The sequence below is a fragment of the Actinomadura monticuli genome (genome assembly GCF_041463655.1).
Taxonomy (GTDB): domain Bacteria; phylum Actinomycetota; class Actinomycetes; order Streptosporangiales; family Streptosporangiaceae; genus Spirillospora; species Spirillospora monticuli.
Map to the genome: position 1 here is coordinate 266,014 of NZ_JAXCEI010000004.1, position 23,831 is coordinate 289,844.

27 protein-coding genes are annotated in these 23,831 nt (G+C 73.5%); 7 read left to right on the forward strand and 20 right to left on the reverse strand.

The annotated features are described in order from the left end of the window. Positions 1–18: 18 nt before the first annotated feature. Positions 19–240: a hypothetical protein gene (locus SM611_RS10375; protein WP_371949070.1), complete on the reverse strand. Its 222-nt coding sequence runs from the start codon at positions 238–240 to the stop codon at positions 19–21. A gap of 139 nt (positions 241–379) precedes the next feature. Further along, complete coding sequence (locus tag SM611_RS10380; RefSeq protein WP_371949071.1) at positions 380–1,435, reverse strand: glycoside hydrolase family 18 protein; 1,056 nt, start codon at positions 1,433–1,435, stop codon at positions 380–382. A gap of 217 nt (positions 1,436–1,652) precedes the next feature. Between SM611_RS10380 and SM611_RS10385 the strand changes: the two genes are divergently transcribed. Then, positions 1,653–1,850 carry a hypothetical protein gene (locus tag SM611_RS10385; RefSeq protein ID WP_371949072.1) on the forward strand — a complete coding sequence of 66 codons (198 nt, stop codon included), beginning with the start codon at positions 1,653–1,655 and terminating at the stop codon, positions 1,848–1,850. Here SM611_RS10385 and SM611_RS10390 read toward each other — a convergent pair. Continuing rightward, entirely contained in the window at positions 1,840–2,784 is a 945-nt protein-coding gene (locus SM611_RS10390) for a DMT family transporter (RefSeq protein ID WP_371949074.1), read from the reverse strand. The two genes, SM611_RS10385 and SM611_RS10390, sit on opposite strands and share 11 nt — an antisense overlap. Between SM611_RS10390 and SM611_RS10395 the strand changes: the two genes are divergently transcribed. Continuing rightward, the gene (locus tag SM611_RS10395; protein WP_371949076.1) at positions 2,783–4,192 is read left to right on the forward strand and encodes an aminotransferase-like domain-containing protein; all 1,410 of its coding nucleotides are present in this window, start codon (positions 2,783–2,785) and stop codon (positions 4,190–4,192) included. The two genes, SM611_RS10390 and SM611_RS10395, sit on opposite strands and share 2 nt — an antisense overlap. A gap of 50 nt (positions 4,193–4,242) precedes the next feature. Here the strand turns inward: SM611_RS10395 and SM611_RS10400 are convergent, their stop codons facing one another. Both SM611_RS10400 and SM611_RS10405 read right to left on the reverse strand, forming a co-directional pair. After that, a complete protein-coding gene (locus SM611_RS10400; protein ID WP_371949078.1) occupies positions 4,243–4,593 on the reverse strand; it encodes a VOC family protein in 351 nt (116 codons plus the stop codon). Beyond that, positions 4,590–4,877 (reverse strand): hypothetical protein, encoded by a 288-nt coding sequence (locus SM611_RS10405; RefSeq protein ID WP_371949080.1) that lies wholly within the window; start codon positions 4,875–4,877, stop codon positions 4,590–4,592. The genes SM611_RS10400 and SM611_RS10405 overlap by 4 nt, the downstream gene beginning before the upstream one ends. A gap of 125 nt (positions 4,878–5,002) precedes the next feature. Between SM611_RS10405 and SM611_RS10410 the strand changes: the two genes are divergently transcribed. From SM611_RS10410 to SM611_RS10425, 4 genes are all read left to right on the forward strand, one after another. Next, positions 5,003–5,560: a CGNR zinc finger domain-containing protein gene (locus SM611_RS10410; protein WP_371949082.1), complete on the forward strand. Its 558-nt coding sequence runs from the start codon at positions 5,003–5,005 to the stop codon at positions 5,558–5,560. Between the two features lie 90 nt (positions 5,561–5,650). Next, entirely contained in the window at positions 5,651–6,187 is a 537-nt protein-coding gene (locus SM611_RS10415) for a GNAT family N-acetyltransferase (RefSeq protein ID WP_371949084.1), read from the forward strand. Positions 6,188–6,235: 48 nt separating this feature from the next. Continuing rightward, on the forward strand, positions 6,236–7,891 hold the full coding sequence (locus tag SM611_RS10420) for an MFS transporter (protein WP_371949086.1): 1,656 nt from the start codon (positions 6,236–6,238) through the stop codon (positions 7,889–7,891). 34 nt (positions 7,892–7,925) lie between these two features. Beyond that, the gene (locus SM611_RS10425) at positions 7,926–8,792 is read left to right on the forward strand and encodes a 1,4-dihydroxy-2-naphthoate polyprenyltransferase (RefSeq protein ID WP_371949088.1); all 867 of its coding nucleotides are present in this window, start codon (positions 7,926–7,928) and stop codon (positions 8,790–8,792) included. On the opposite strand, the gene SM611_RS10430 is transcribed toward SM611_RS10425, so the two are convergent. Together SM611_RS10430 and SM611_RS10435 are read right to left on the reverse strand one after the other, a co-directional pair. Further along, positions 8,756–9,763, reverse strand: a complete 1,008-nt coding sequence (locus SM611_RS10430) for a hypothetical protein (protein WP_371949090.1) — start codon at positions 9,761–9,763, stop codon at positions 8,756–8,758. The genes SM611_RS10425 and SM611_RS10430 overlap by 37 nt on opposite strands. A gap of 99 nt (positions 9,764–9,862) precedes the next feature. Beyond that, positions 9,863–10,555 (reverse strand): uracil-DNA glycosylase, encoded by a 693-nt coding sequence (locus tag SM611_RS10435; protein ID WP_371949092.1) that lies wholly within the window; start codon positions 10,553–10,555, stop codon positions 9,863–9,865. 112 nt (positions 10,556–10,667) lie between these two features. Here SM611_RS10435 and modA point away from each other — a divergent pair, with 112 nt between their 5' ends. Beyond that, positions 10,668–11,447: a molybdate ABC transporter substrate-binding protein gene (modA, locus tag SM611_RS10440; protein ID WP_371949093.1), complete on the forward strand. Its 780-nt coding sequence runs from the start codon at positions 10,668–10,670 to the stop codon at positions 11,445–11,447. A 206-nt stretch (positions 11,448–11,653) separates the two neighbouring features. On the opposite strand, the gene SM611_RS10445 is transcribed toward modA, so the two are convergent. The 13 genes from SM611_RS10445 to SM611_RS10505 form a co-directional block, all read right to left on the reverse strand. Further along, positions 11,654–12,103 (reverse strand): GNAT family N-acetyltransferase, encoded by a 450-nt coding sequence (locus SM611_RS10445; RefSeq protein ID WP_371949094.1) that lies wholly within the window; start codon positions 12,101–12,103, stop codon positions 11,654–11,656. Positions 12,104–12,113: 10 nt separating this feature from the next. Continuing rightward, on the reverse strand, positions 12,114–12,665 hold the full coding sequence (locus tag SM611_RS10450) for a transglutaminase-like domain-containing protein (protein ID WP_371949096.1): 552 nt from the start codon (positions 12,663–12,665) through the stop codon (positions 12,114–12,116). A 20-nt stretch (positions 12,666–12,685) separates the two neighbouring features. After that, positions 12,686–13,423, reverse strand: coding sequence for a 4-hydroxy-tetrahydrodipicolinate reductase (dapB, locus tag SM611_RS10455; protein ID WP_371949097.1), 738 nt, complete (start codon positions 13,421–13,423; stop codon positions 12,686–12,688). Positions 13,424–13,460: 37 nt separating this feature from the next. After that, positions 13,461–14,084 carry an FMN-dependent NADH-azoreductase gene (locus SM611_RS10460; protein WP_371949099.1) on the reverse strand — a complete coding sequence of 208 codons (624 nt, stop codon included), beginning with the start codon at positions 14,082–14,084 and terminating at the stop codon, positions 13,461–13,463. A 177-nt stretch (positions 14,085–14,261) separates the two neighbouring features. After that, complete coding sequence (locus SM611_RS10465) at positions 14,262–15,578, reverse strand: M16 family metallopeptidase (protein WP_371949100.1); 1,317 nt, start codon at positions 15,576–15,578, stop codon at positions 14,262–14,264. A gap of 136 nt (positions 15,579–15,714) precedes the next feature. Further along, positions 15,715–18,039, reverse strand: coding sequence for a polyribonucleotide nucleotidyltransferase (locus SM611_RS10470; RefSeq protein WP_371949480.1), 2,325 nt, complete (start codon positions 18,037–18,039; stop codon positions 15,715–15,717). Between the two features lie 282 nt (positions 18,040–18,321). After that, positions 18,322–18,591 (reverse strand): 30S ribosomal protein S15, encoded by a 270-nt coding sequence (gene rpsO, locus SM611_RS10475; protein ID WP_021599383.1) that lies wholly within the window; start codon positions 18,589–18,591, stop codon positions 18,322–18,324. Positions 18,592–18,825: 234 nt separating this feature from the next. Next, the gene (locus SM611_RS10480; protein ID WP_371949102.1) at positions 18,826–19,770 is read right to left on the reverse strand and encodes a bifunctional riboflavin kinase/FAD synthetase; all 945 of its coding nucleotides are present in this window, start codon (positions 19,768–19,770) and stop codon (positions 18,826–18,828) included. Between the two features lie 96 nt (positions 19,771–19,866). Continuing rightward, positions 19,867–20,535 carry a PAQR family membrane homeostasis protein TrhA gene (trhA, locus tag SM611_RS10485; RefSeq protein WP_371949104.1) on the reverse strand — a complete coding sequence of 223 codons (669 nt, stop codon included), beginning with the start codon at positions 20,533–20,535 and terminating at the stop codon, positions 19,867–19,869. Positions 20,536–20,652: 117 nt separating this feature from the next. Beyond that, on the reverse strand, positions 20,653–21,525 hold the full coding sequence (gene truB, locus SM611_RS10490) for a tRNA pseudouridine(55) synthase TruB (protein WP_371949105.1): 873 nt from the start codon (positions 21,523–21,525) through the stop codon (positions 20,653–20,655). Positions 21,526–21,540: 15 nt separating this feature from the next. Beyond that, positions 21,541–22,701 (reverse strand): DHH family phosphoesterase, encoded by a 1,161-nt coding sequence (locus SM611_RS10495; RefSeq protein WP_371949107.1) that lies wholly within the window; start codon positions 22,699–22,701, stop codon positions 21,541–21,543. Then, positions 22,698–23,222 carry a 30S ribosome-binding factor RbfA gene (gene rbfA, locus SM611_RS10500; protein WP_371949109.1) on the reverse strand — a complete coding sequence of 175 codons (525 nt, stop codon included), beginning with the start codon at positions 23,220–23,222 and terminating at the stop codon, positions 22,698–22,700. Before rbfA ends, SM611_RS10495 begins: the two co-directional genes overlap by 4 nt. 104 nt (positions 23,223–23,326) lie before the next feature. Beyond that, a complete protein-coding gene (locus tag SM611_RS10505) occupies positions 23,327–23,635 on the reverse strand; it encodes a DUF503 domain-containing protein (protein ID WP_371949110.1) in 309 nt (102 codons plus the stop codon). Between the last annotated feature and the right edge of the window lie 196 nt (positions 23,636–23,831).

Here is a 23,831-nt window from a genome sequence, read left to right on the forward strand (position 1 = left end):
AAATGCCGCGTTACGGGGTCAGTCCGGCCACTTCCGGGACTCGGTTGGATAACGTGACCCAGCGGTCATCTCATGGAGCCGGACGCGCAGCTCCTCGACGTCGGGAGTGCGCACGAGATCGTTGCCGCGGACGGCCCACCAGAGTCCGGACCCGCCCCGGCCGATCCGCCAGCCGGCGAACTCGGCTGACAGCTCGCCGATCCGGTCGGCGTCGCACCGCGCGGTCTGCTGAACGCCCATCGGCCTCGTCCCCACTTCCTTTGCCATCCGCAGGCCCTGTCTTGACTTCCGCACGGGGCAATACCCCCGAAGGTGAAGAGCTACCCAACCCTTTCTACCTGCGTGTACAAGAGAATCGGAACGTGGCCGGGCAGGTTTCTCAACCGGCAGGACTTTCTGTCGTGCGAGGCAGCCAGGTGGATCGGTAACGGGCCCATTCGTCGTCGCGGGTCGTCCAGCCCGCGTACACGGCGACGCCGTACGGGCGCCGGGGCGGACGGTCCAGCCCGTCGATCCCGCGCCGGACGCCGCGCAGCGCGACCTGCTGGTCCTCCGCCCACTCCATGAGAGGGCGGTAGGTGGGAACGCCGATGAAGACGGTCGTGCGGTCGCCGATGAGCTCCAGCGTCGCCCGGGTGTGCCGGGCGTAGTGCCATCCGGCGAGCGAGCGCGTCGGCAGCGACACGTCGTAGGTCATGATCGCGACCTGGTCGGCGCGGGCGGCGACGGCGCGCAGGAAGTCCCCGGTCGGCCGCGGCGGGTAGTGGACCGCGCCGGTGCGCGGGATCAGCGCCTTGTAGACGGGCTGGAGCCGGTCGGCGAGCGTCGGCTGCTCCAGCGCCACCGACAGCAGCCGGCCCCGCCTCCGGGTGAGCTCGCGGGTCTGGTCCATGAGCGTCATGAACGCGCGGTCGTCGGGGTAGACCGGCTCGAAGTCGTAGTGGACGCCGTCGAACCCGAGGTCCAGGAAGGCCGCGTCGGACTCCAGGACCCGCTCCCGCACGGCCGGGTCGTCGAGGTCGATGACGCCCTTGCCGTCCACCACCCGGATCTGCCCCAGGTACGCCTGCGCGCGGACGCCCGGCGCGTACTCGCGCATGGCCTCGATGAGCTGCGGCGCGTAGCGGTACCTGGCGGCGGGGACCGTCCCGTCCGCCTCGAAGGGGCCCGCGTGGAAGAACACGTCGGTGATGCGGTTGCGCTTGAGGAGGTCGCCGAACGCGCGGTACTCGGCGTCGGTGTGCGGCTCCCCCACCCACTGGTGCCGGGCCCACAGCCCGTTGGCCTCGGTGCCCCGGGCCTGCGGCTCGGGCTGCCACCACACCCACGCCCCGGCGAGGACGAGCGCCGCGAGGCCGAGCAGGTAGGCCGCGGTCCACCCGGCCCAGCGCAGCGCCCTGCCCAGAACACCCGCGACCCGCCCTTTGCGCTCCATAGCGCAATGATCCCGGATCGGCGCGGCGCTCCGGACACCCGCGACCAGGGATCACCCATGAAACGATCATGGTTTGGGCGCTGATCGCGCGGCGCGCGCGGCAACCGTTGACATCCGGGGAACCCTGTGACCACGAGGCGGCTCAGCGGTGTCGCCCGTCGTCCCGACGGGAAGCCGCCCCGGTCTTACCGTCCGTCCGGATGGAGGTCGAACCGGCATGCGAGTACCACCGGAATCGCGGGTGCCGCCCGAGCGGCACGGCGAACCGCGCCCCATGATCAGCACCCGCGCACTCGTGATCATCATCGTCGCGGCGGGGGCCGCGGCACTGACCGCCGCCGCCCCGCGGTTCGCGATCCCCATCGGCGTCGGCGTCGGGGTCGTGACGCTGCTGGCCCAGATCGTCAAGGACTGACGGCGCGCCCGGCGGCCGGGACGCGGCCCACGCGGGCCCGCTGGGTGAGGGCCACGCAGACCAGCACGGCGACGGCGGCCAGCGCGGTCGTGGCGTCGACCGGCTCGGCGAGGAGGAGCCCCGACCAGAGCAGGGTCAGCATCGGCTGGACGAGCTGGACCTGGCCGCCGCGCGCGATCCCGGCCCGCGCGAGTCCCTCGTACCAGGCGAAGAACCCGAGGTAGGCGGAGAGCGCGGAGACGTAGCCGAAGCCGAGCACGGCGCGTCCCGTCCAGTCGGGGTGGGTCGTGGCGAGCAGCCACGCGGTCACCGGGACGGTGATCGGCGCGGCCAGCACCAGCGCCCACGAGATGACGCGCCAGCCGGGCATGTCCCTGGCCAGCCGGCCGCCCTCGGTGTAGCCGGCCGCCGCGGCGACGAGCGCGCCGAACAGCAGCAGGTCGGCCGCCGTGACGCGGCCGGCGCCGCGGACCACCGCGAAGCCGGTGACGCAGCCGGCGCCGGCCGCGCACGCGAGCCAGAACACGCGGGAGGGCCGCTCCCCCGCGCGCAGCACGCCGAACGCGGCGGTGGTGGCGGGCAGCAGCCCGACCACGACCGCCGAGTGCGCGGACGAGGCGCCGTGGTCCAGCGCGAGCGTGCTGAGCACCGGGAAGCCGAAGACCACTCCGGCGACGACGACCGCGAGTCCGGCCCACTGGTCGCGGCGCGGCGGGCGGGCCCGCACCGATAGCAGTGCCGCGGCGGCGAGGACGGCCGCGGCGGCCGATCGTCCGACGCCGATCACGTACGGGTCCAGGCCGTCCAGCCCGAAGACCGTGGTGGGGAGGGTGAAAGAGAAGATCAGGACGCCGAGTGCGGCCAGCCAGAGCCCCCGCCCGGGGGCGTTCTCCGCTATCGGCGCGATGACAGTAGCGCTATCCTTGGTCTTCATGAAGAACGATAGCAGTGTGGCGGCGCTCGCCGACGCGCTGCGCTCCGACGTCCGCCGCATGGGCCCCGGCGAGCGGCTGCCGTCCAGCCGGGCGCTGGTCGAGCGGCACCGGGTCAGCCCGGTGACGGTGTCGCGGGCGCTCGGGCTGCTGTCCGCCGAGGGCCTCGTCGTGACGCGGCCGGGCAGCGGGGCGTTCGCCGCCGGCCGGCGGCCGGCCACGGCGGAGCCCGCCGACTTCGGCTGGCAGGCGGTGACGCTCGGCGACCGGTCCGTGGACCCGTCCGGCGTCTCGTGGCTGCTCACCCCGGCGCCCGACGGCGTGGTGCCGCTCAGCGGCGGCTACCTGCATCCCGCGCTGCAGCCGGTGCGGGCGCTCGCCGCGGCGGCGGCGCGGGCCGCCCGGCGCCCGGACGCCTGGGCCATGCCGGCGCTCGGCGGGCTGCCCGAGCTGCGCGCCTGGTTCGCCCGGACGGTCGGCGGCGCCGTCTCCCCCGCCGACGTGGTGGTCACCAGCGGCGGGCAGCAGTCGCTGACGACCGTGCTGCGGGCGCTGCTGCCGCCCGGCTCGCCCGTCCTGGTCGAGTCGCCGACCTACCTGGGCGTCCTCGCGATCGCGCGGGCGAGCGGCCTGCACCCGGTGCCCGTCCCGGTCGACGCGGACGGGATCCGCCCCGACCTGCTCGCCGAGGCGTTCGCGGTGAGCGGGGCACGGGTCCTGTACTGCCAGCCGGCCTTCCACAACCCGACCGGCGCGGTGCTGAGCGCCGGGCGGCGCGCGCGGGTCCTCGACGTGGCGCGCGCGGCGGGCGCCTTCGTGGTGGAGGACGACTTCGCGCGGCACCTCGGCATCGAGCCGCCACCGCCGCCGCTGATCGCCGAGGACACCGAGGGCCGGGTCGTGCACATCGCGTCGCTCACCAAGGCGACCGCGCCGAGCCTGCGGATCGCCGCGGTGGTCGCGCGGGGCCCGGTCGCCGAGCGGATCCGCGCCACGCAGCTCGTCGAGGAGTTCTTCCCGGCCCGGCCGCTGCAGGAGACGCTGCTCGAACTGGTCAGCTCGCCGGGCTGGCCGCGGCACCTGCGGACCGTCCGGGCGGCGCTGCGGGCGCGCCGCGACGCGCTGCTCGCCGCGTTCGCCCGCGACCTGCCGGAGCTGCGGGTGAACCGCCCGGCGGGCGGCCTGCACCTGTGGGCGCGGCTGCCGGACGGTGTGGACGACACCGCGCTGGCCGAGGCCGCCCTGCGCGCCGGTGTCCTGGTCAGCGCGGGGCGGCCCTTCTTCCCCGCCGAGGCCCCCGCCCCGTACCTGCGGATCAGCTACGGGACGGCGGCCTCGGAGCCGGAACTGGCCGAGGGCGTCCGCCGGCTCGCCACGGTGGTGCGGTCGGACCCGGTGGTGCGGTCATGACCGCGCGCTGACCGGCGGCCGGTGCCGGCCCTCGCGGCCGGGGCCGCCGGTCAGATCGTGCAGAAGCAGAACTCGTTGCCCTCGGGGTCGCGCCAGACCTGGAACGGCCGCTCCGGGTGTCCCATCGGCTCGCCGGCCGGGACGGCGCCGAGCCCGGCCGCGCGGTCGCCCGCGGCGCGGACGTCGGGGACGTCCAGGTCCAGGTGCAGCCGGTTCTTGATCGTCTTGCCCTCGGGGACGAGCTGGAACGACAGGATCGGCCCGTGGCCGCCCAGGGGCTCCAGGTCGAGCCAGTCGTCGTCCTCCGCGGTCGTCTTCATGCCGAGCAGCTCGCCCCAGAACGCCGCCATGGCGCCCAGGTCGGTGCAGTCGATGACGAGGTTGCCCACCTTCGGGGTCATCGGGCGCCTCCCGCCAGCCGGACGGCTCCGGCCGAGTGCGCGGCGGCGCGCGCGCAGTACGGCGCGGCCTGCGGACGGCGCCGCGGGCGGGCGGCGCGGCGCCGTCCGCCGATCCGGTCGGGCACGCCGTCGAGGAGCCAGCGGCGCATCCGGGTGCCGCGCTCGGCCTGGCGTGCGCGGGCGGTGAGCCGCGCCTCGACGATGTCGGCGTGCAGCCGCGCGTACTCGCGCTCCGCCCATGCGTGCCGCATGGCGAGGCTCGCCAGGTATGGCAGCGGATTCATCTCGTGGCTCCCGTTCGTTGACACCATCTAAACCGTAACGCCGGTGTTTCCAAGACGCAACCGGTCAAACCTTAATGACGGTGTTGCGCGTTGGTAGAGTTCTCAGTGGACACGCAGGAGGGGTTATGGCCGACGCTCACGCCGAAGGAGACCCCGCGCTGCTCCTGGCGGACTTCGTCAACACGCTCGACGTCGAGTCGGCGACGGACGACATCGCCACGCCGGCCGCGCTCGGCGGCTGGCTCGCCGAACGCGGGCTCGTCCCGGCGGCCGCCGGAGCGGGAGACGCCGACCTGCGCATGGCCGCGGCGCTCCGGGAGGGGCTCCGCGAGGCCATGTCCGCCCACCACGGGCCGCAGGAGGCCGGCTTCCCCGACGACCTGGAGGACGCGCTGGCCGCCCTGCCGCTGCGGATCACGCTCACCGGCCCGCGTCCCGCGCTCGTCCCGCTCGACCCGTCCGGCACGGCCGCCGCCGGCCTCGCCCGCCTCGCCGCCGCGATCATGGACTCCGTCGCCGCCGGCACGTGGCCCCGGCTCAAGGTCTGCCAGGAGGACACCTGCCGCTGGGCGTTCCTCGACACGTCCAAGAACCGGTCCCGCGCCTGGTGCTCGATGAGCGTCTGCGGAAACCGCACCAAGACCCGCGCCTACCGCGCCCGGCGGAAGACCGCGCCCACCTGAGGACCCCGTCCACGGGAAGGCCGCGTCCGGCTGATCGGTCCGAGATCGCTAAGGTGGGCGGCGGGTTTCCAGCGATCGGACGGGGGCGGCATGGCCGATGTGGGGGTGCGGCCCGCGCGGCGGGCGGACGCGGCCGCCGTCGCCGACATCCAGGTGCGGGCGTGGCGGCAGGGGTACCGCGACCTGCTGCCCGCGGGCGTCCTCGACGAGGTGACCGCGCCCGCCGCGGTGGAGACGTGGCGGGACCGGTGGGCGCAGGCCGCGACCGCGCCGCCGACGCCCCGGCACCGCCTGCTGGTCGCGGTCGCGTCCGACCTGGTCGTGGGGTTCGCCGCGCACGGCCCCGCCGAGGACGACGATCTCGACGCCGCCGCGGCGGAGCTGATCACGCTGCTGGTCGACCCGCTGCACACCCGCGCCGGGCACGGCAGCCGGCTGCTCGCCGCGACCGCCGACCTGCTCCGCGAGGACGGCTTCACCACCATGGTCAGCTGGGTCTTCGAGGACGACGAGGTCACCCGGACGTTCCTCGGCTCGGCCGGCTGGGCGCCCGACGGGACGGCCCGCACGCTGGACATGGGCGAGCCCGTCCGGCAGATCCGCCTGCACACCGACATCAGTGCGTAAGCAGGGGTCGGTGAGGTGCACACCCGGCCCGGCAATATCTTTGAAGCCGTGCCCGAGCCCACCTTCCTGACGCCGCAGCGCGCCCCCGCCGCGGCGGCGCCCGCCGTCCGGCACCGCCGGCTGGGCATGCTCGTCCTCAGCCTCGGCGTCTCGCTGATCATCGTGGACGCCACGATCCTCGGCGTGCTGATGCCCCGGATCGTCACGGACCTGGGTCTCACGACCTCGGACGCCGAATGGGTGACCTCGGTGTACGCGCTGGTGTTCGCGGCGCTGCTCATCCCGTTCGGGCGGGCCGGGGACCTGTTCGGGCGCCGCCGGCTGTTCGTGCTCGGCACCGCGGTGTTCGCGGCGGCGAGCGTCGCCGCCGCGCTGGCCGGGGGCGGCACGGCGCTCATCGGCGCGCGGGCCCTGCAGGGCGTCGGCGCCTCGATGATCATGCCGGCGACGCTGTCGACGCTGAACGCCGTCTTCACCGGGCGGGACCGCGCCGTCGCCTTCGCGTTCTGGGGCTCGATGATCAGCGGCATGGCCGCGCTCGGCCCGCTGCTCGGCGGGGCCGTCGCGACCGGCGGCGGCTGGCGCTGGGCCTTCGGGATCAACCTGCCGCTCGGCGCGCTGCTCGTCGCCGGGGCGCTGTGGCTGCTGCCCGAGACGCGGCGGCCGGGCTCCGCGAGCGCGCGGCGGGAGATCGACTGGGCGGGCGGGCTGCTGTCCGCGCTCGGGCTCGGCGCGGTCGTGTGCGGGATCATCGAGGGCCAGACGTACGGCTGGTGGACCCCGACGCGCACGTTCACGGTGGCCGGGTTCGACTGGCCGGAGACGGCGCTGTCGCCCGTCCCGGTCGTCCTCGCGCTCGGGGCGCTGCTGATCACGGCGCTCGTCGTGGTGGAGCGGTCCCGGGCGGCGGCCGGACGCCCGGTGATGCTCGACCTGGAGCTGTTCCGCATCCCGAACTTCCGGCGCGGCAACCTGGCCTCGTCCCTCATCAACGTCGGCGAGTTGGGGCTGCTGTTCGTCCTGCCGCTGTTCCTGCTGGGCGTGCACGGCACGAACCCGCTGGAGATCAGCGTGGCGATCCTGCCGCTCGCCGCGGGCGCGTTCCTGTCCGGCGGGTTCGCGGGCAGGCTCGCGAACAGGCGCGGCGCCCACCGGGTCGTGCAGATCGGCATGGTGCTGGAGGTCGCCGCCGTCGTCGCGCTGGGCCTCACCGTGTCGGCGACGACCGGCGGGCTCGGCCTCGCGCCGTGGATGCTGCTCTACGGGCTCGGCCTCGGCCTGACGTCGGCGCAGCTGACGAACGTGTCGCTCGCGGACGTCCCGCCGGAGCAGTCCGGGCAGGCGTCCGGGACGCAGTCGACGGCCCGGCAGGTCGGCGCGGCGCTCGGCATCGCCGCCATCGGGACGGTGTTCGCGACGAGCCTCGGGCACGCGATGGCCGACCGGCTCGCCACCGACTCGGCGCTGCCGCCCGACCGGCAGGCGGCCGTGGCGCACGACCTGCGGGAGAGCGCCGGGACGTACGGCCGCGACCTGCACGCCGCCCCCGGCATGGCGGCGGAGGCGCGCGCCGCCGACGCGAGCCTCGCCGTCGCGACCAGGCACGCGGCGCTCACCACCGCGGCGATCCTCGCGGTCGGGCTCGCCGTGTCGCTGCGGCTGCGCCCGAGCGGTGATCGCCATCGGGAAGAATCGAAGCGGTAGTCCCCCTGTCGTCCCACGAGAACAAGCGGTAACTGTGGCCACGCTCACCCAATGGGTCGCCGGATCCCGGCCCCGCACCCTGCCCGCGTCCCTCGTCCCCGTCGTCGTCGGCACCGGCGTCGCGGTCGGCGAGGGCGAGCCCGTCTGGTGGCGCGCCGTCCTCGCCGCGTTCGTCGCCCTCATCCTGCAGATCGGGGTGAACTACTCCAACGACTACAGCGACGGCGTCCGCGGCACCGACGAGGACCGCGTCGGCCCGCTCCGCCTCGTCGGGTCGAAGGTCGCGCCGCCGAAGCAGGTGCTCGGCGCCGCGCTGGCCTGCTTCCTCGCCGCGGCCGTGGCCGGGCTGGTGCTCGCCGCCGTGACGACCTGGTGGCTGCTGCTGGTCGGCGCGTTCGCGATCCTCGCCGCCTGGTTCTACACGGGCGGCAAGAAGCCGTACGGCTACCGCGCGCTCGGCGAGGTGTCGGTGTTCGTCTTCTTCGGCCTCGTCGCCGTCGTCGGGACGGTGTACGTCCAGGTCGAGAAGCTCCCGTGGGAGGCGTGGGCGGCGGCGGTGCCGATCGGGCTGCTGGCCTGCGCGATGCTCGTCGCGAACAACCTGCGCGACATCCCGACCGACCGGGAGTCGGGCAAGCGGACCCTCGCCGTGGTGCTCGGCGGCCCCTGGACCCGCATCCTGTACGCGGCCTGCACCGCGCTGCCGTTCATGTTCGTGCTGGCGCTGTCGGCGCCGCACCCGTGGGCGCTGATCGCGCTGCTCGCGGCGCCGCTTACGCTGCCGCCGACGCAGAAGGTGCTGCAGGGCGCGTCCGGCCCCGCCCTCATCCCGGTGCTGGGCGAGACCGGACGCCTCCAGATCGCCTACGGCGTGCTGCTGGCGGTCGGCCTGGCGCTCTGACGCTCGGTGAGCAGGACCGCTCCGGCAACCCCCATGAGCATCCCGGCGAGCAGCCCGCCGAGCGCGGTCAGGTTCGCCGCCGCGGTCGTGCCGGACGCCAGGAAGCCCGGCTGGGCGAGCGTCACGAGGAGCGAGTAGAGCGACCAGGCGAACGTGGCCGCCGCCCCGACCCAGGCTGCGGCCAGCGGCACCAGGAGGCGTTCCGGACGGCCGCGGCGCCGGACGATCGCCAGGAGGGCGGCGGCCCCGGCGAGCGCCAGCACGCCCCACACGCCGTCGGCCAGTTGCTGCGTCACGGTCCTGTGGGCGAGTTCGTCCCCGCGGAGCCCCGCCGTCCCGCCGAAGGCCCAGAAGAGGTGCGCGGCCGCGAAGACCGCGGCGAACACGCCCGCCGTCCGCGCCATGAGCAGTTGCAGCGGCTGCGTGGCGCCCTTGGGGACGTCCCTCGTGCGGACGGTGAAGACGTCCGCCCACCGTTCCCGCGCGTACAGGACGAAGGCCGCGAGCAGACCGAGCCCCTGCACGGTGAAGCCCGTGTAGACGACGCCGTACACCCAGCCCTGGACCGGGCCTTCGCCGCCGGTGAGCGGCTCGGTGGAGAACAGCGCCTGCAGCAGCGTCCCCAGCGGTACGGCCAGGACGATCGGCGCGAGCAGCCCGACCGCGACCCAGATCGGCGCCAGCACCAGCCAGGCCGGGATCCGCCGGCCCCACCGGAACGTGAACGCCAGCGCGACCGGCACGGCCACCGCGTCCATGCCCATGGTGATCGCGTTGCCGACGTACAGGGCCGAGTCCCGCGCGGCGGCGGCGTCGTTCCACCCGGCCGTGCTGCCGGACAGCCACGCGATCTTGATCGTGAGGTAGGGGACGCAGGCGGCGATCGTCGCCGCGCACACCGCGAGGCGCAGGGGCCCCGGCCCGCCGGGGCGGGCGCGCGGCAGGGCGAGCGGCTGAACTGAAACGGTCATGGCACCGACGATGCCCGGACCGGCGCCCGCCGCTCTTCCCGCCGCCGGGTGAAACCGCACCCGCCCCTCCCCCGCGCGGGTGAGGCCCCGCGCCGCGCCTCAGCCGGTGACCGGTTCGGGGCCCCAGGTGATCTCGGGGAGGCCGGCGTCGACGAGGGCCTTGTTGACGGCGCTGAACGGGCGCGTCCCGAAGAACTTCTTGGCACTGAGCGGGCTCGGGTGCGCCGACTCGATCACGGTGTGCTGCGGCCCGGTGATCAGGCGGGCCTTCTTGCGGGCGTAGGCGCCCCAGAGCACGAAGACGACCCGCTCGCTCTTGTCGTTCAGCGCGCGGATCGCGGCGTCGGTGAAGTCCTCCCAGCCCTTGCCGGCGTGCGAGCCCGCCTCGCCGGCGCGCACGGTCAGCACCGCGTTCAGCAGCAGGACGCCCTGGTCGGCCCAGCGGGTGAGGTCGCCGGACGCGGCGGCCGGGACGTCGAGATCGGTCGCCAGCTCCTTGTAGATGTTGCGCAGCGACGGCGGCAGCCGCACCCCGTCGCGGACGCTGAAGCTGAGCCCGTGCGCCTGGCCGGGGCCGTGGTAGGGGTCCTGCCCGAGGATCAGCACGCGGGCGCGGTCGAACGGGCAGTGCCGGAACGCGCTGAACAGGTCCTCACGCGGCGGGTAGACGGTCTGGGCGGCGTACTCCCCCGCGACGAACGCGCCCAGCGCGGCGGTGGCGATCGGGTCGAGCAGCGGGTCGAGCCGCTCCCGCCAGTCACCGGGCAGCAGTTCCATCAGGTCGAGGGACATCGTCGGGCCTCCGAGGACGTGATCTCCAGTTGCCGGAAACATTAGTGCGCGCCACTGACACGCCACGCCGAATCACGGGCGCGCGAAGGGCCCGACCCTAGGATGAGGCCATATGCCCGATTCCCCCCGACGGCGGCGGCTCCGCGCGTCCGCGCTGCTCGCCGCGCTCGTCCCGGCCGGCCTCGGCGCGGGCTGCGGCGGCACGTCCGGCCCCGTGACGCTGACCGTCCTCGCGTCCTCGTCGCTGACGGAAGTGTTCGGCGAGGTGGGGACGGCCTACCACCAGGAGCATCCGGGCGTGCGGGTGCGCTTCGAGTTCGGCGGCTCCCCCGAGATGGTGGACCGGCTGTCCGAGCACGTCTCCGGCGACGTCCTGGTGACCGGCGACCCGGCGAGCATGCGGGACGCCGCCGAATACCTGGCCGGACGCCCCCGGATCATCGCCCACGACACGCTCACCATCGCGGTCAGGCCGGGCAACCCGCGCCGCGTCCGGGACCTGCGCGACCTCGGCCGGCCGGGCCTGCGCGTCGTGGTCGGCGCGGCCGGCGTCCCGGTGGGCCGCTACACCCGCCAGGTCCTCGCGAAGGCGGGGCTGACCGTCCGGTGGAGCTCCGAGGAGATCAGCGCCCGGGCCGTCCTGGACCGCATCCGCTCCGGCGGGGCCGACGCGGGCATCGTCTACATCACCGACATGCGCTCGGCGGGCGTCGCGGCGAGCAGCGTCCCCATCCCGGCGGACATGAACGTCATGACCTCCTTCCCCGCCGCCGTCGTCGAGGACTCCGAGCACCAGGAGGCGGCGAACGCGTTCGTGTCCTGGCTGCTGACGCCCACGGCGCAGAAGCTGTTCCACAAGTACGGCTTCCCGAACCCGGCCTCGCCCCGCTGAGCGGCTACCCGACGCGGGGCAGGCCGATCGGGTTGGGGAACGGCATCTCGCCCGACGTCCCTGTTGGCCGCCAGGCACTCCTCCGCGAAGTACGACACCGCGTGCAGCGGCTCGACGACCTTCCACATGTCCCGCGCGAACTCGGCCTCCACCCGGCGAACGCTAGGCCCCGGCCCTGAACGCGCACAACCCCCGTTCCGGCGCGGTCAGCGGGAGGTGGGGAGGGACCGGTGGAAGAGCACTCGGCCGGTCTCCGGGCCGTCGTGGGACGGGGCCGGGGTCGCGGTGAAGCCCATGGACGCATGGAACGCGATCGAGCCCGTGTTCTGCGGGGAGGTGAGGGCGCGGACAGTGGTGCGGCCGTCGGCGCGGGCCAGGGCGAAGAAGGTCCCGTAGAGGCGGCGGGCCAGGCCGGCGCCGCGGAAGCGGGGGTCCACGCCCACGAAGTGGATGTAGGCGGTGTCGGGAAGGGACGGGGACATGAAGCCGACGAGGAACCCCGCCAGATCGTCCGCCGCTTCCGCGACGAGGCTGGTGCGGTGGAAGTGGTCGAGGAAGAGGCGGGGAAGGATCTGGTGGACTTCACGGCCCCACCAGTCGTCCACGACGGTGATGATGCGGTCGTAGTCGGCGGGTGTCGCCGGGCGCAGGTTCATGGGAGCAGGCTCATGGGCGCAGGGCCGGGAGGCCCGTGGGCTCGGGCATGGCCTTGAGGCCCTCCAGGACGGCGTCGGGCGGCGCCGCGTAGACCGTGGGGTAGATCGGGTCGCCGGGGTAGGCGAGGCGGTCCTCGGACGCGGAGAACTCCACGTCGACGCCCGGCTTGTTGCCCCTGGGGTCGAGGCGGACCCAGCGGTCGTCCACCAGGGCGGCGGTGAGGCCGTGCAGGACTCCGGACGACTCCTGGTAGCAGAGGCCCGCCTGGATGCCGCCCGCGCGGAGCAGGGCGACGTAGGCGTGGGACTTCGCGTAGCAGAGGCCGGTGCGCTGGCCGAGGACGTCGGACGCGCGCCAGGGGACGCGGTGGTCGCCGGTGTCCATCGAGTGCGGCACCTGGTCGCGGACGTAGTCGAACGCGGCGTGCGCGTAGGCGATGTCGTCGCCGGTGCGCAGCTCCGAGGCGATCGACTGGACGAGCGGGTGCTCGATGTCGATCGCCTCGGACGCGGCGAGGTAGTCCCAGGGGTCGGCGGCGAAGTCCATCACAGGGTCCGTCACAGGGTCCGTCACAGGGTCCGTCACAGGCCGAGGAGCGACTCGATGCCGAGCGTCAGGCGGTCCATCTCGGGGACCTTGCGGACGGCGAGCAGGACGCCCGGCATGAACGACTCGCGGTTCATCGAGTCGTGCCGGATGGTGAACAGCTCACCGTGGCCGCCGAGGACGACCTCCTGGTGCGCGACGGCGCCCGACATGCGGACGGCGTGCACGCGGACCCCGTCGACGTCCGCCCCGCGCGCGCCGTCGATCTCGGACGTCGTGGCGTCCGGGGGCGGGGACACGCCGGCCTCCGCGCGGGCGGCGGCGACCAGTTCGGCGGTGCGGTAGGCGGTGCCGGACGGGGCATCGGCCTTGTTCGGGTGGTGCGTCTCGACGATCTCGACGGACTCGAAGAACGGGGCCGCCTTCTGCGCGAAGTGCATCATCAGCACCGCGCCGATCCCGAAGTTCGGGGCGATGAGCACGTTGCCGGACGACTCGTCGGTCAGCCAGGAGCGGACCGTGTCGAGCCGGGACGGGTCGAACCCGGTGGTGCCGACGACCGCGTGCAGGCCGCGCTCGACGCACCACTTGAGGTTGTCCATGACGACGCCGGGGTGGGTGAAGTCGACGACGACCTCGGCGGCGGTGAGCGCGTCGAGCGCGTCCCCCTGGTCGACGGCCGCGACGAGCTCCATGTCGCCGGCCCCCTGCACGGCGCGGCACACCTCGGCTCCCATGCGTCCCCGCGCGCCCAGCACCCCGACCTTGATCACGTGTTCCTCCCGGTTGGCGTCCGGCCCGAGCCTACCGTCAGAAGCGCTTGCCGAGTTCGCGCGCCATCGCGTGCGCGGTACGGCGACCCACGTCGGCGTCGGGCGTGGCGAGGTTGGGGCGGAACTCGACGCGGGCGAGGTCGGCGATGCCCGCCCAGCGCAGCCAGCCCTCCAGGAACGGCGCCTGGTGGTCGCGGCCGAACGCGCTCGGGCGGTCCTCGCCGTAGACGGCGCTGGTGTAGGCGATAACGGCCTTCTTGCCGCGCAGGAGGCCCGTGTACCCCTCCTCCGGGTCGAAGGCGAACACCCAGCCGGGCTGGGAGACCACGTCGATGAACTGCTTGAGGATGTACGGGACGCCGGAGTTCCACATCGGGACGCTGAACAGGTACCGGTCGTAGGAGTCGAACCGCTCGAAGACGGCGCGGGCGGCCCGCCACGCGGCGGCCTCCTCGCCCGCGGGGTCCGCCCCGGCGAACACGGCCATCTTGGCGCCGGCCCCGGCGGGCCCGAACTCGGGGAGCGTGCCGTCCCACAGGTCGAAGTGGTCGACGACGTCGCCGTGGACCTCGCGGTAGGCGTCCGTGAACGTCCGGGCGATCGCCAGGGACTCCGATTCGGCGCCTCGGGGGGACGCGGAGATGTGCAGCAGGCGTGACATGGGGGCCTCTCGACAAAGGGCATGCGGACCACAGTCCGGTTACCCTTCGAAGATTAGCGGACCCCGGTCCGCTTAACAAGCGTCAGTCGTCGTCGGCGACCAACAGGGTGAGCAGCCGCCGCGACGCCCGTTGGAGGAGGGCGCTCTAGCGCCCGGCGCCGAGGGCGGTGCGACAAGTCACGTGAAGTCGCGGTCGCCGACCGGGCCGATGACGGTGAGGGCCTGCGGAGCCGCGAGGACGTCCCGGGCGACCGCGCGGACGTCGTCGAGCGTGACGGCCTCGATGCGCGCGAGGACCTCGTCCACCGGCAGCAGCGACTCGTAGACCAGCTCGCTCTTGCCGATGCGGCTCATGCGGGAGCCGGTGTCCTCCAGGCCGAGGACCATGGCGCCGCGCAGCTGGCCCTTGCCGCGCTCCAGCTCCTCGTCGGTGAGGCACTCCGCGGCGGCCTTGCCGAGCTCGTCCCGGCAGATCGACAGGACCTCCTCGGCCTTGGCCGGCTGGCAGCCCGCGTAGACGCCGAAGATGCCGGAGTCGGCGTACTGGGCGGTGTAGCTGTAGACCGAGTAGGCGAGGCCGCGCTTCTCCCGGATCTCCTGGAAGAGGCGGGACGACATGCCGCCGCCGAGCGCGGCGTTCAGCACGCCGAGCGCGAACCGGCGTTCGTCGGTGCGGGACACGCCGGCGCCGCCGAGGATGATGTGCGCCTGCTCGGTGTCCTTGTCGATCACCACGCTGCGCGGGTCGAGCGGCGCGGGCGCGCCGTCCAGCCGGGGCGCGGCGGGCTCGGCGTCGCCGGTGAGGTGCTCGGCGAACGCCCGCGACACCAGGCCGACGACCTCGTCGTGGTCGATGTTGCCCGCCACCGACACGACCAGGTTGGACGGGACGTAGTGCTCCCGGTAGTAGCCGTGGATCCGGTCCCGGGAGAGCGCGTTGATCGAGTCCTCGCTGCCGAGGATGGGGCGCCCGAGCGGGGTGTCGCCGTACAGCGCGGTGGAGAACTCGTCGTGGATCAGGTCGCCCGGGTCGTCGTCGCGCATGTGGATCTCTTCGAGGATCACGCCGCGCTCGGCCTCGACGTCCTCGGGCCGGTTGACCGACTCGGCGACCATGTCGGAGACGACGTCCACGGCGAGCGGCAGGTCGGCGTCCAGCACCCGCGCGTAGTAGCAGGTGTACTCCTTGGCGGTGAACGCGTTGAGGTCGCCGCCGACCGCGTCGACCGCCGCCGAGATCTCCAGCGCCGACCGCCGCCGCGTCCCCTTGAACAGCACGTGCTCCAGGTAGTGGCTGGCGCCGGCGTCGGCGGGCGCCTCGTCGCGGGAGCCGACCGCCGACCAGATGCCGAACGCGGCGGACCGCACGGTCGGCATCGTCTCGGTGATGATCCGCAGCCCGCCGGGCAGCACGGTGCGGCGCACCGCGCCGGCCCCGTCGATGTGGATCGTCGTGGTGGTGCCGGGCTCCTGCGCCCGCGCCGGCAGGGTCACGTGTCGCTCACATTCCGTCGTTGGAAAGTCGGTGAGAGCGGCCGACCGGCGCGCCCCGCAGCCGGCGCCCGGCCGGTCCTCGGAGGAGGACGGCCGGGCGGAGGCTGCGGGACGGCCGGTCGGTCGTCGAACGGGATCAGGAGTTGCGCTGGCCCGCGTCGTCGCCGCGGCGGGTGCGGCGGCGGCGCGGGGCGCGCTCGCCGTCGTCCCGGCGCGGGCGCCGCTCGCCGGACTCGCCGCCGGCCGGCGTCTCGGCGGCGTCGCCGTCCGCGTCGCCCTTCTCGGCGCCCTCGCGCTCGACCACCTCGACCGGCACCAGCGACAGCTTGCCGCGCTGGTCGATCTCGGTGACCTCGACCTGGATCTTCTCGCCGACGCCCATGACGTCCTCGACGTTCTCGATCCGGGCGCCGCCGTGCAGCTTGCGGATCTGCGAGACGTGCAGCAGGCCGTCCTTGCCGGGCAGCAGCGACACGAACGCGCCGAACGTGGTGGTCTTGACGACGGTTCCGAGGAACCGCTCGCCGACCTCCGGCATGTGCGGGTTGGCGATCGAGTTGATCGCCTGCCGCGCGGCCTCGGCGGACGGGCCGTCGGTCGCGCCGACGTAGATGGTGCCGTCGTCCTCGATCGTGATGTCGGCGCCGGTGTCGTCCTGGATCGAGTTGATCATCTTGCCCTTGGGGCCGATGACCTCGCCGATCTTGTCGACCGGAACCTTGATCGTGATGATCCGCGGCGCGTTCGGGCTCATCTCGGCGGGCGCCTCGATGGCCTCCTGCATGACGTCCAGGATCGCGAGGCGCGCACCCTTGGCCTGCTTCAGCGCGGCGGCCAGCACCGAGGCGGGGATGCCGTCGAGCTTGGTGTCGAGCTGCAGCGCGGTGATGAGGTCACGGGTCCCGGCGACCTTGAAGTCCATGTCGCCGAACGCGTCCTCGGCGCCGAGGATATCGGTGAGCGTGACGTACTCGTCGCCCTCGTTGATCAGGCCCATCGCGATGCCCGCCACCATCTGCTTCAGCGGGACGCCCGCGTCCAGCAGCGACATGGTGGACGCGCAGACCGAGCCCATCGAGGTGGAGCCGTTCGAGCCGAGGGCCTCCGACACCTGCCGGATCGCGTACGGGAACTCCTCGCGCGACGGCAGCACCGGCAGGATGGCGCGCTCGGCGAGCGCGCCGTGCCCGATCTCGCGGCGCTTCGGCGAGCCGACTCGGCCGGTCTCACCGGTGGAGTACGGCGGGAAGTTGTAGTTGTGCATGTAGCGCTTGGTGCGCTCGGGGTTCAGCGTGTCGATCGTCTGCTCCATGCGGAGCATGTTCAGCGTCGTCACGCCCATGATCTGCGTCTCGCCGCGCTCGAACAGCGCCGAGCCGTGCACGCGCGGGACGACGTGCGCCTCCGCGGTGAGCTGGCGGATGTCCTTCAGGCCGCGGCCGTCGATGCGCACCCCGTCGCGGATGACCCGCTCGCGGACCAGCTTCTTGGTGACGGCGCGGTAGGCGGCGGAGATCTCCTTCTCGCGCCCCTCGAACTGCTCGGCGAGCTTCTCGGCGGCGGCCGCCTTGATCTCGTCGAGGCGGGCCTCGCGCTCCTGCTTGCCGGCGATGGTCAGCGCCTGGGCGAGGTCGCCGCCGACGGTGTCGGTGACGGCGGCGAGGACGTCGTCCTGGTAGTCCAGGAAGATCGGGTACTCGCGGGTCTCCTTGGCGGCGACGGCCGCGAGGTCGCTCTGCGCCTTGCACAGGACCTTGATGAACGGCTTGGCCGCCTCCAGGCCCTCGGCGACGGTCTCCTCGGTCGGGGCGGTCGCGCCCTCGCCGACGAGCTTGATCGTGTCGCGGGTGGACTCCGCCTCGACCATCATGATCGCGACGTCGCCGTCCGGCAGCACGCGGCCGGCGACGACCATGTCGAAGGTGGCGCGCTCCAGCTCGGGGTGCGTCGGGAAGCCGACCCACTGGCCCTCGATCAGCGCGACGCGGACGCCGCCGATCGGGCCGGAGAACGGCAGCCCGGCCAGCTGCGTGGACATCGAGGCGGCGTTGATCGCCACGACGTCGTACAGGTGGTCGGGGTGCAGCGCCATGATCGTCTCGACGACCTGGATCTCGTTGCGCAGGCCCTTGGTGAACGACGGGCGCAGCGGCCGGTCGATCAGCCGGCAGGTGAGGATCGCGTCCTCGGAGGGCCGGCCCTCGCGGCGGAAGAACGAGCCGGGGATGCGCCCGGCCGCGTACATCCGCTCCTCGACGTCCACGGTCAGCGGGAAGAAGTCGAGGTTGTCCTTCGGCTTCTTGGACGCGGTGGTCGCCGACAGCACCATCGTCTCGTCGTCGAGGTAGGCGACGGCGGAGCCGGCCGCCTGGCGGGCCAGCCGGCCGGTCTCGAAACGGATGGTGCGGGTGCCGAACGTGCCGTTGTCGATCACGGCTTCGGTGCTCTGCGCACCATCGATGCGCACGGCTTCAGTCACGGGAAACCTCCTCAGGGTTCCATGTCGGTCCTCGCGGCCGTTTCCCGTTGGCTTGTCACGCTGCCGGTCTTCGATCGAAGCACCCGGATCGACAGGTCCGCCGATGCGGCGGAACGGATCCGGAAGCCACTACCGAGGACCGGCCCGCACCAGCGGTGTCCGCGAGGCTTGTCTGCAGTTTTGCGGGCCTGGCGGGCGCGCCCAACGCGGGCCCGCCGGCCGTAAAAGGAAGGGAGCGGCCCGGCGGGCCGCCCCCTCGCCCCGCTAGCGGCGCAGGCCGAGTCGCTCGATCAGCTGCCGGTAGCGGTTGATGTCCTTGTTGCTCAGGTACTTCAGGAGCCGGCGACGACGGCCGACCAGCAGCAGGAGGCCGCGGCGGCTGTGGTGGTCGTGCTTGTGCTCCTTCAGGTGCTCCGTCAGATCGTTGATGCGGCGCGTCAGCAGCGCGACCTGGACCTCCGGCGATCCGGTGTCACCCTCAGTGGTCGCGTACTCGGCGATGATCTGGTTCTTCGTGGCGGTGTCGAGCGACACGTGGCTCCTTCGATGGGATCGTCACCCGCAGATCCGGGCCCGGAGGGCGCACGGGTCCGCATGGTGCGTTGGAGAGGGTGGCGGGCCGCATGAGGGTGCAGCCAGCCGCGCCGGGGCCCTTCCCGGCGACTATTTACCGTACCACGTCGGAAACCCACCCCGTCACGAAGCGAGAACCCCTGTTATCGCAGGGTATGCACCATGAGGGGGTGGTGAGGGAGTGGTTCGCCGGGGTCACTCCGCGGTGATCTCCCTGATCCGGTCGACGTCCAGGTGCATCTGCTCGATCAGCGCCTCCACCGAGTCGAACTTCAGCGTGTCGCGGACGCGGGCGGTGAAGTCCACGCCCATGTGCTCGCCGTACAGGTCGAGGTCGTCGCGGTCCAGCGCGTACGCCTCGACGGTCCGCTCCCCCGCGCCCTCGAACGTCGGGTTCGTCCCGATGGAGATCGCGGCGGGCCAGCGGAAGCCCGGGTAGCGGTCGGAGTCGCAGACCAGCCAGCCGCCGTACACGCCGTCGGCCGGGATCGCGGTGTTCGGCGGCATCTCCAGGTTGGCCGTGGGGAAGCCGAGCGCGCGGCCCCGCTGGTGGCCCCGGACGACGATGCCCTCCACCCGGTGCGGCCGGCCCAGCGCGCGCGCCGCCGCGTCGACCTCGCCCTCGTCGAGCCGCCCGCGGATGTAGGTGGACGAGATCGTGTCGCCGTTGGCCACAAGCGGCATGCCCACGGCGGTGAAGTCGTACTTCTCGCCGAGCTCGCGCAGCAGCGCGACGTCGCCCTTGGCCTTGTGGCCGAACCGGAAGTCCTCGCCGACGATGACGTGCGCCGCGTGCAGCCGGTCGACCAGCACCTGCCGGACGAACTCGTCCGGCGGCGTCTTCGACAGCTCAAGGGTGAACGGCACCACGACGACGGCGTCCGTGCCGAGGCCCTCCAGCAGCTCGACGCGCCGCCTGGTGGTCGCGAGCACCGGCGGATGGGTGCCCGGCCGGACGACCTCGTCGGGATGCGGGTCGAACGTGATGACCACCGAGCGCAGGCCGCGGCGGCGCGCCTCCTCCGCCGCGGCGCCGACGATCCGCTGATGGCCGAGGTGCACGCCGTCGAACACCCCGATGGTGATCACTGAACGGCCCCAGTCCCCGGGAACCTCGTCGAGGCCATTCCAACGCCGCACCATTCTCTCCCTGCGTAGGACGTGCCTGCCCGTCTACTTCTGCCGTCCTTAAGAGTGCCATGCGCGGGGCGCTCCGGTCGCACCGAGGGGTACCCGTCAGCCCGACTGGTAGACGACGAGCGACACCGCGATGTATTGCAGGATGTACGCGGCGAGCGTGCAGGCGTGGAAGACCTCGTGAAAGCCGAACCAGTGCGGGGACGGGTCGGGGCGGCGCAGCCCGTACACGATGCCGCCGACGCTGTAGCAGATGCCGCCGGTCGCGACCAGCACGCACGCGGCCACGCCCGCGCCGTCCAGGAACTGTGGCAGGAAGAACACCGCGACCCAGCCCAGCACGATGTAGAGGCTCACGTAGAGCGCGCGGGGAGCGCCGATCCAGGTGGTGCGGAAGACGACGCCGGCGACGGCGCCCGTCCAGACGGTGACGAGGACGGCGATGCGCACGCCCCCGTCCAGCGCCAGGACGGCGAACGGCGTGTACGTCCCGGCGATGATCAGATAGATGTTGGCGTGGTCGAACCGGCGCAGCACCTCGATCAGCCGGTGCGACCGCTGCCGGTGGTACGTCCCGGAAATCCCGAACAGCATCCCCGATGTCGCCACGTACAGCGCCGACGCGAGCCGCGCCTCCACGCTCGGACCCAGCGCGACGAGCACCAGCCCGGCGACCAGCACCGCGGGGAACGCCCCGAGGTGCAGCCAGCCGCGCAGCCGCGGACGGGTCGGGGACGCCACCGGGGGGTGGTCCTTCACAGTGCTCACGGACACCTCCTCACCTACGAACCTACGCTCACGTAGGTTACGCGCGCGTAGGTTGCCGCGCATCCCCTTCGCCCGGTGACGCTCGCCACGGGCGGAGGGCCCGCCGGCCCGGCGCCGTCAGGGCACGAACACGGCGAGGGGCTTGGCGACCCGGCCCTGCTCCTCGACGAGGGCGAGCAGCGCGCCGTCCGGGCCGAAGACGCCCACCGGTCCCGGCCCGAGCCCCGCGGCGGGAAGCCGGCCGCCGTGCGCGATCTTCCGGGCGTCGTCGTCCGAGACATCCCTGCGCGGGAACACCGCGGCGACCGCCTCCCCCATCGGGAGGATCTCCAGCTTCTCGGCGAGCTGGTCCAGCGTCCGCGCCATCGGCAGGTCGTAGGGCCCGACACGGGTGCGGCGCAGCGCGGTGAGGTGGCCGCCGCAGCCGAGGGACGCGCCGAGGTCGCGGGCCAGCGCCCTGATGTAGGTGCCGGACGAGCAGGAGACCGACGCGTCCACGTCGATCAGGTCACCGTCCCGCCGGACGTCCAGGACCGTGAACTCGTGCACGGTGACCGGCCGGGCCGCGAGCGCGACCTCCTCGCCCTTGCGGGCCATCTTGTAGGCCCGCTCCCCGTTCACCTTGATCGCGCTCACCTGCGGCGGGACCTGCTGGATCGGCCCGGTCAGCGCCGCGACGCCGGCCAGCAGCGCCTCGTCCGCGACGGACGCGGCGGACGCCGTCGCGGTGATCTCGCCCTCGGCGTCGTCGGTGTTCGTCGACTGCCCCAGGCGGATCGTGGCGTCGTACCCCTTCCGCGTCAGCGCGAGATGGCCGAGGAGGCGGGTGGCCTTGCCGACCCCGAGGACGAGCACGCCCGTCGCCATCGGGTCGAGCGTGCCCGCGTGCCCCACCCGCCGGGTCTTGGCCAGCCGCCGCATCTTCCCGACGACGTCGTGCGACGTCCAGTCGGCGGGCTTGTCCACGATGACGAGTCCCGAGTTGTCCACGCGCGCTCCGAAAGGTCAGTCGTCGGGGTCGCCGGGCACGCGCAGCGCCGCGCGCAGCCGGTCGATGATCCAGGCGGGCTCCCCGCCCATGGTGAACGCGGCGGCGGTCCGGTGGCCGCCCCCGCCGAGCTCGACGCAGGCGCGGCCCACGTCGACCGCGCCCTTGGAGCGGGTGGACACGTACCACTCGCCCCGGTCGTTCTCCTTGCACACGACCGCGACCTCGGCCTCGTCCGTGCGCCGGAGCTGGTCGATGACCCCTTCGAGCTGGTCGTAGTCGACGTCGCGGGCGTCCCGGTCCGCACGCGCGATCGCCGTCCACACCAGGCCGAGGCCGCCGGCGGCGTCGCGCTCCAGCCGGGCCCGCGCCAGCGCGCCCGCGAGGACCTGCAGGTAGCCGAACGGCGCCCGGTCCCACAGCTCGCGGCTGACCACGTCCGGGCGGACGCCCGCCGTCAGCAGCCGTCCCGCCAGGTCGTGGACCTCGGGGGTCGTGCACGGGTACTTGAACGAGCCGGTGTCGCTGGCGAGCCCCGCGTACAGGCCCTGGGCGATGTCGCGGTCCAAGGGGACGCCGAGCCGGCGGATCAGCTCCTCCACGAGCACGGCGGTGGCGGCGGCGTCCGGGTCGACGAGCCGCACGCCGCCGAACTCGGTGTTGGACGCGTGATGGTCGACGACGATCAGCGCGCCCGCCCGGTCGGCGTGCCCGGCGAGGCAGCCGAGCCGCGCCCGGCCCGCCGCGTCCAGCGAGATCATCAGCTCCGGCGCGGCCGGCACCCGCGCAGGCTCCACCAGCATCTCCTGGCCCGGCAGGAACCGCAGGATCGCCGGCACGGTGAACGGGTCGCCGAAGGACGCCACGCACCGCTTGCCCAGCGCGCGCAGCGCCCGCGCGAGCGCCAGCATGGACCCGAGCGCGTCGCCGTCCGGAGCCACATGGCAGGCGAGGCAGACCTCATCCGCCTGGCGGATCAACTCGACCGCGCGGTCCCATTCGAGGTCGGCGGACGGCCCGGCGGGCACGTGCGCCCCGGCGGGCCCGCCGCCGCGCACGCCGCCCCCGCGAGGGACGACGTCGTGGCCGCTCACGGCGTGCCCGTCCGCGTCGTGCAGGTGGAACTCCTCCGGCCGGCCGGCGCCCGGCGTCTCCGCGCGGCCCTCAGGGCCGCTCACGACGACGGGCGTCCGGAACGGCCGTCCTCACCGTCCCCCGCCGCGTCGTCGCCGTCGAAGTCCTCGTCGTCCGGGTCCTCGTCGTTTACGTCCTCGTCGTCCGGGTCTGCCGCGCGGTACGGGTTCGCCTCACCGGCCGGGGACGCGCCCTGCGCGGCGCGCGCCACCTCGGCGTCCCGCGCGCGCGCCTTGGCCAGCAGGTCGTCGATGTGCGCCGCGTTCTCCATCAGGGAGTCCATGACGAAGGTGATGCTGGGCGTGTGCCGGACCCCCGTCTTCCTGCCCACCTCCGACCGGATCACGCCCTTCGCGCTCTCCAGCGCGGCGGCCGTCTCGGCGCGCTCGCCGTCCGACCCGTAGACCGTGTAGTACACGGTCGCGTCGCGCAGGTCGTTGGTGATGCGGGTGTCGGTCACGGTCACGAAGCCGAGCCGCGGATCCTTGATCCGCCTCTCCAGCATCTCGGCCACGATCTGCTGGATGCGGTCGGCGAGCTTGCGCGCCCGGGCTGCGTCCACCATGATCGCACTCCCTTTCTCTGGTCTGCCGACCCCTCTATGGTCCGGCGACGCCCCGGTCCCCATGGCGTGATCGCCGGGGAACGTCCCCGTTTCCGGGATCCGGGTCAGTCGTCGTCGTGGAAGATCCGCTGGCGGGCGGCGAGGAGTTCGACCTCCGGCCGCCCGGCCACCAGGCGTTCGCACTGGTCGAGCACCTGGGTGCAGTTCGCGGCGGTGCCCGACACCACCGCCACCCCGATCTCCGCCCTGCGGTGCAGGTCGTTGCCGCCCGTCTCGGCGACGGCCACCGCCGGGAAGTGCTTGTGCACCTCGGCGATGATGGGCCGGACGACGGACCGCTTCTGCTTCAGCGAGCGGACGTCCCCCAGCAGCAGGTCGAGTGTCAGCGCACCCACGTACACCTGGTCGATCACCTCGGGATCTTTGAAGATGGAACGACGGGCGTCGCCCGCCGTGTTCCCGGCACGCCGCGGGCGGCGGACGGGCCGGACATGACGGACGCCAGGCTAGAAGATCCGCCTGGCGTCGTGTCATCCGATTAAACGATCACACCGGTGCCGAGCGAGCGCACCGGTGCCGAGCGGGGCCGCCCGCGCCGGGCCCGGCCTT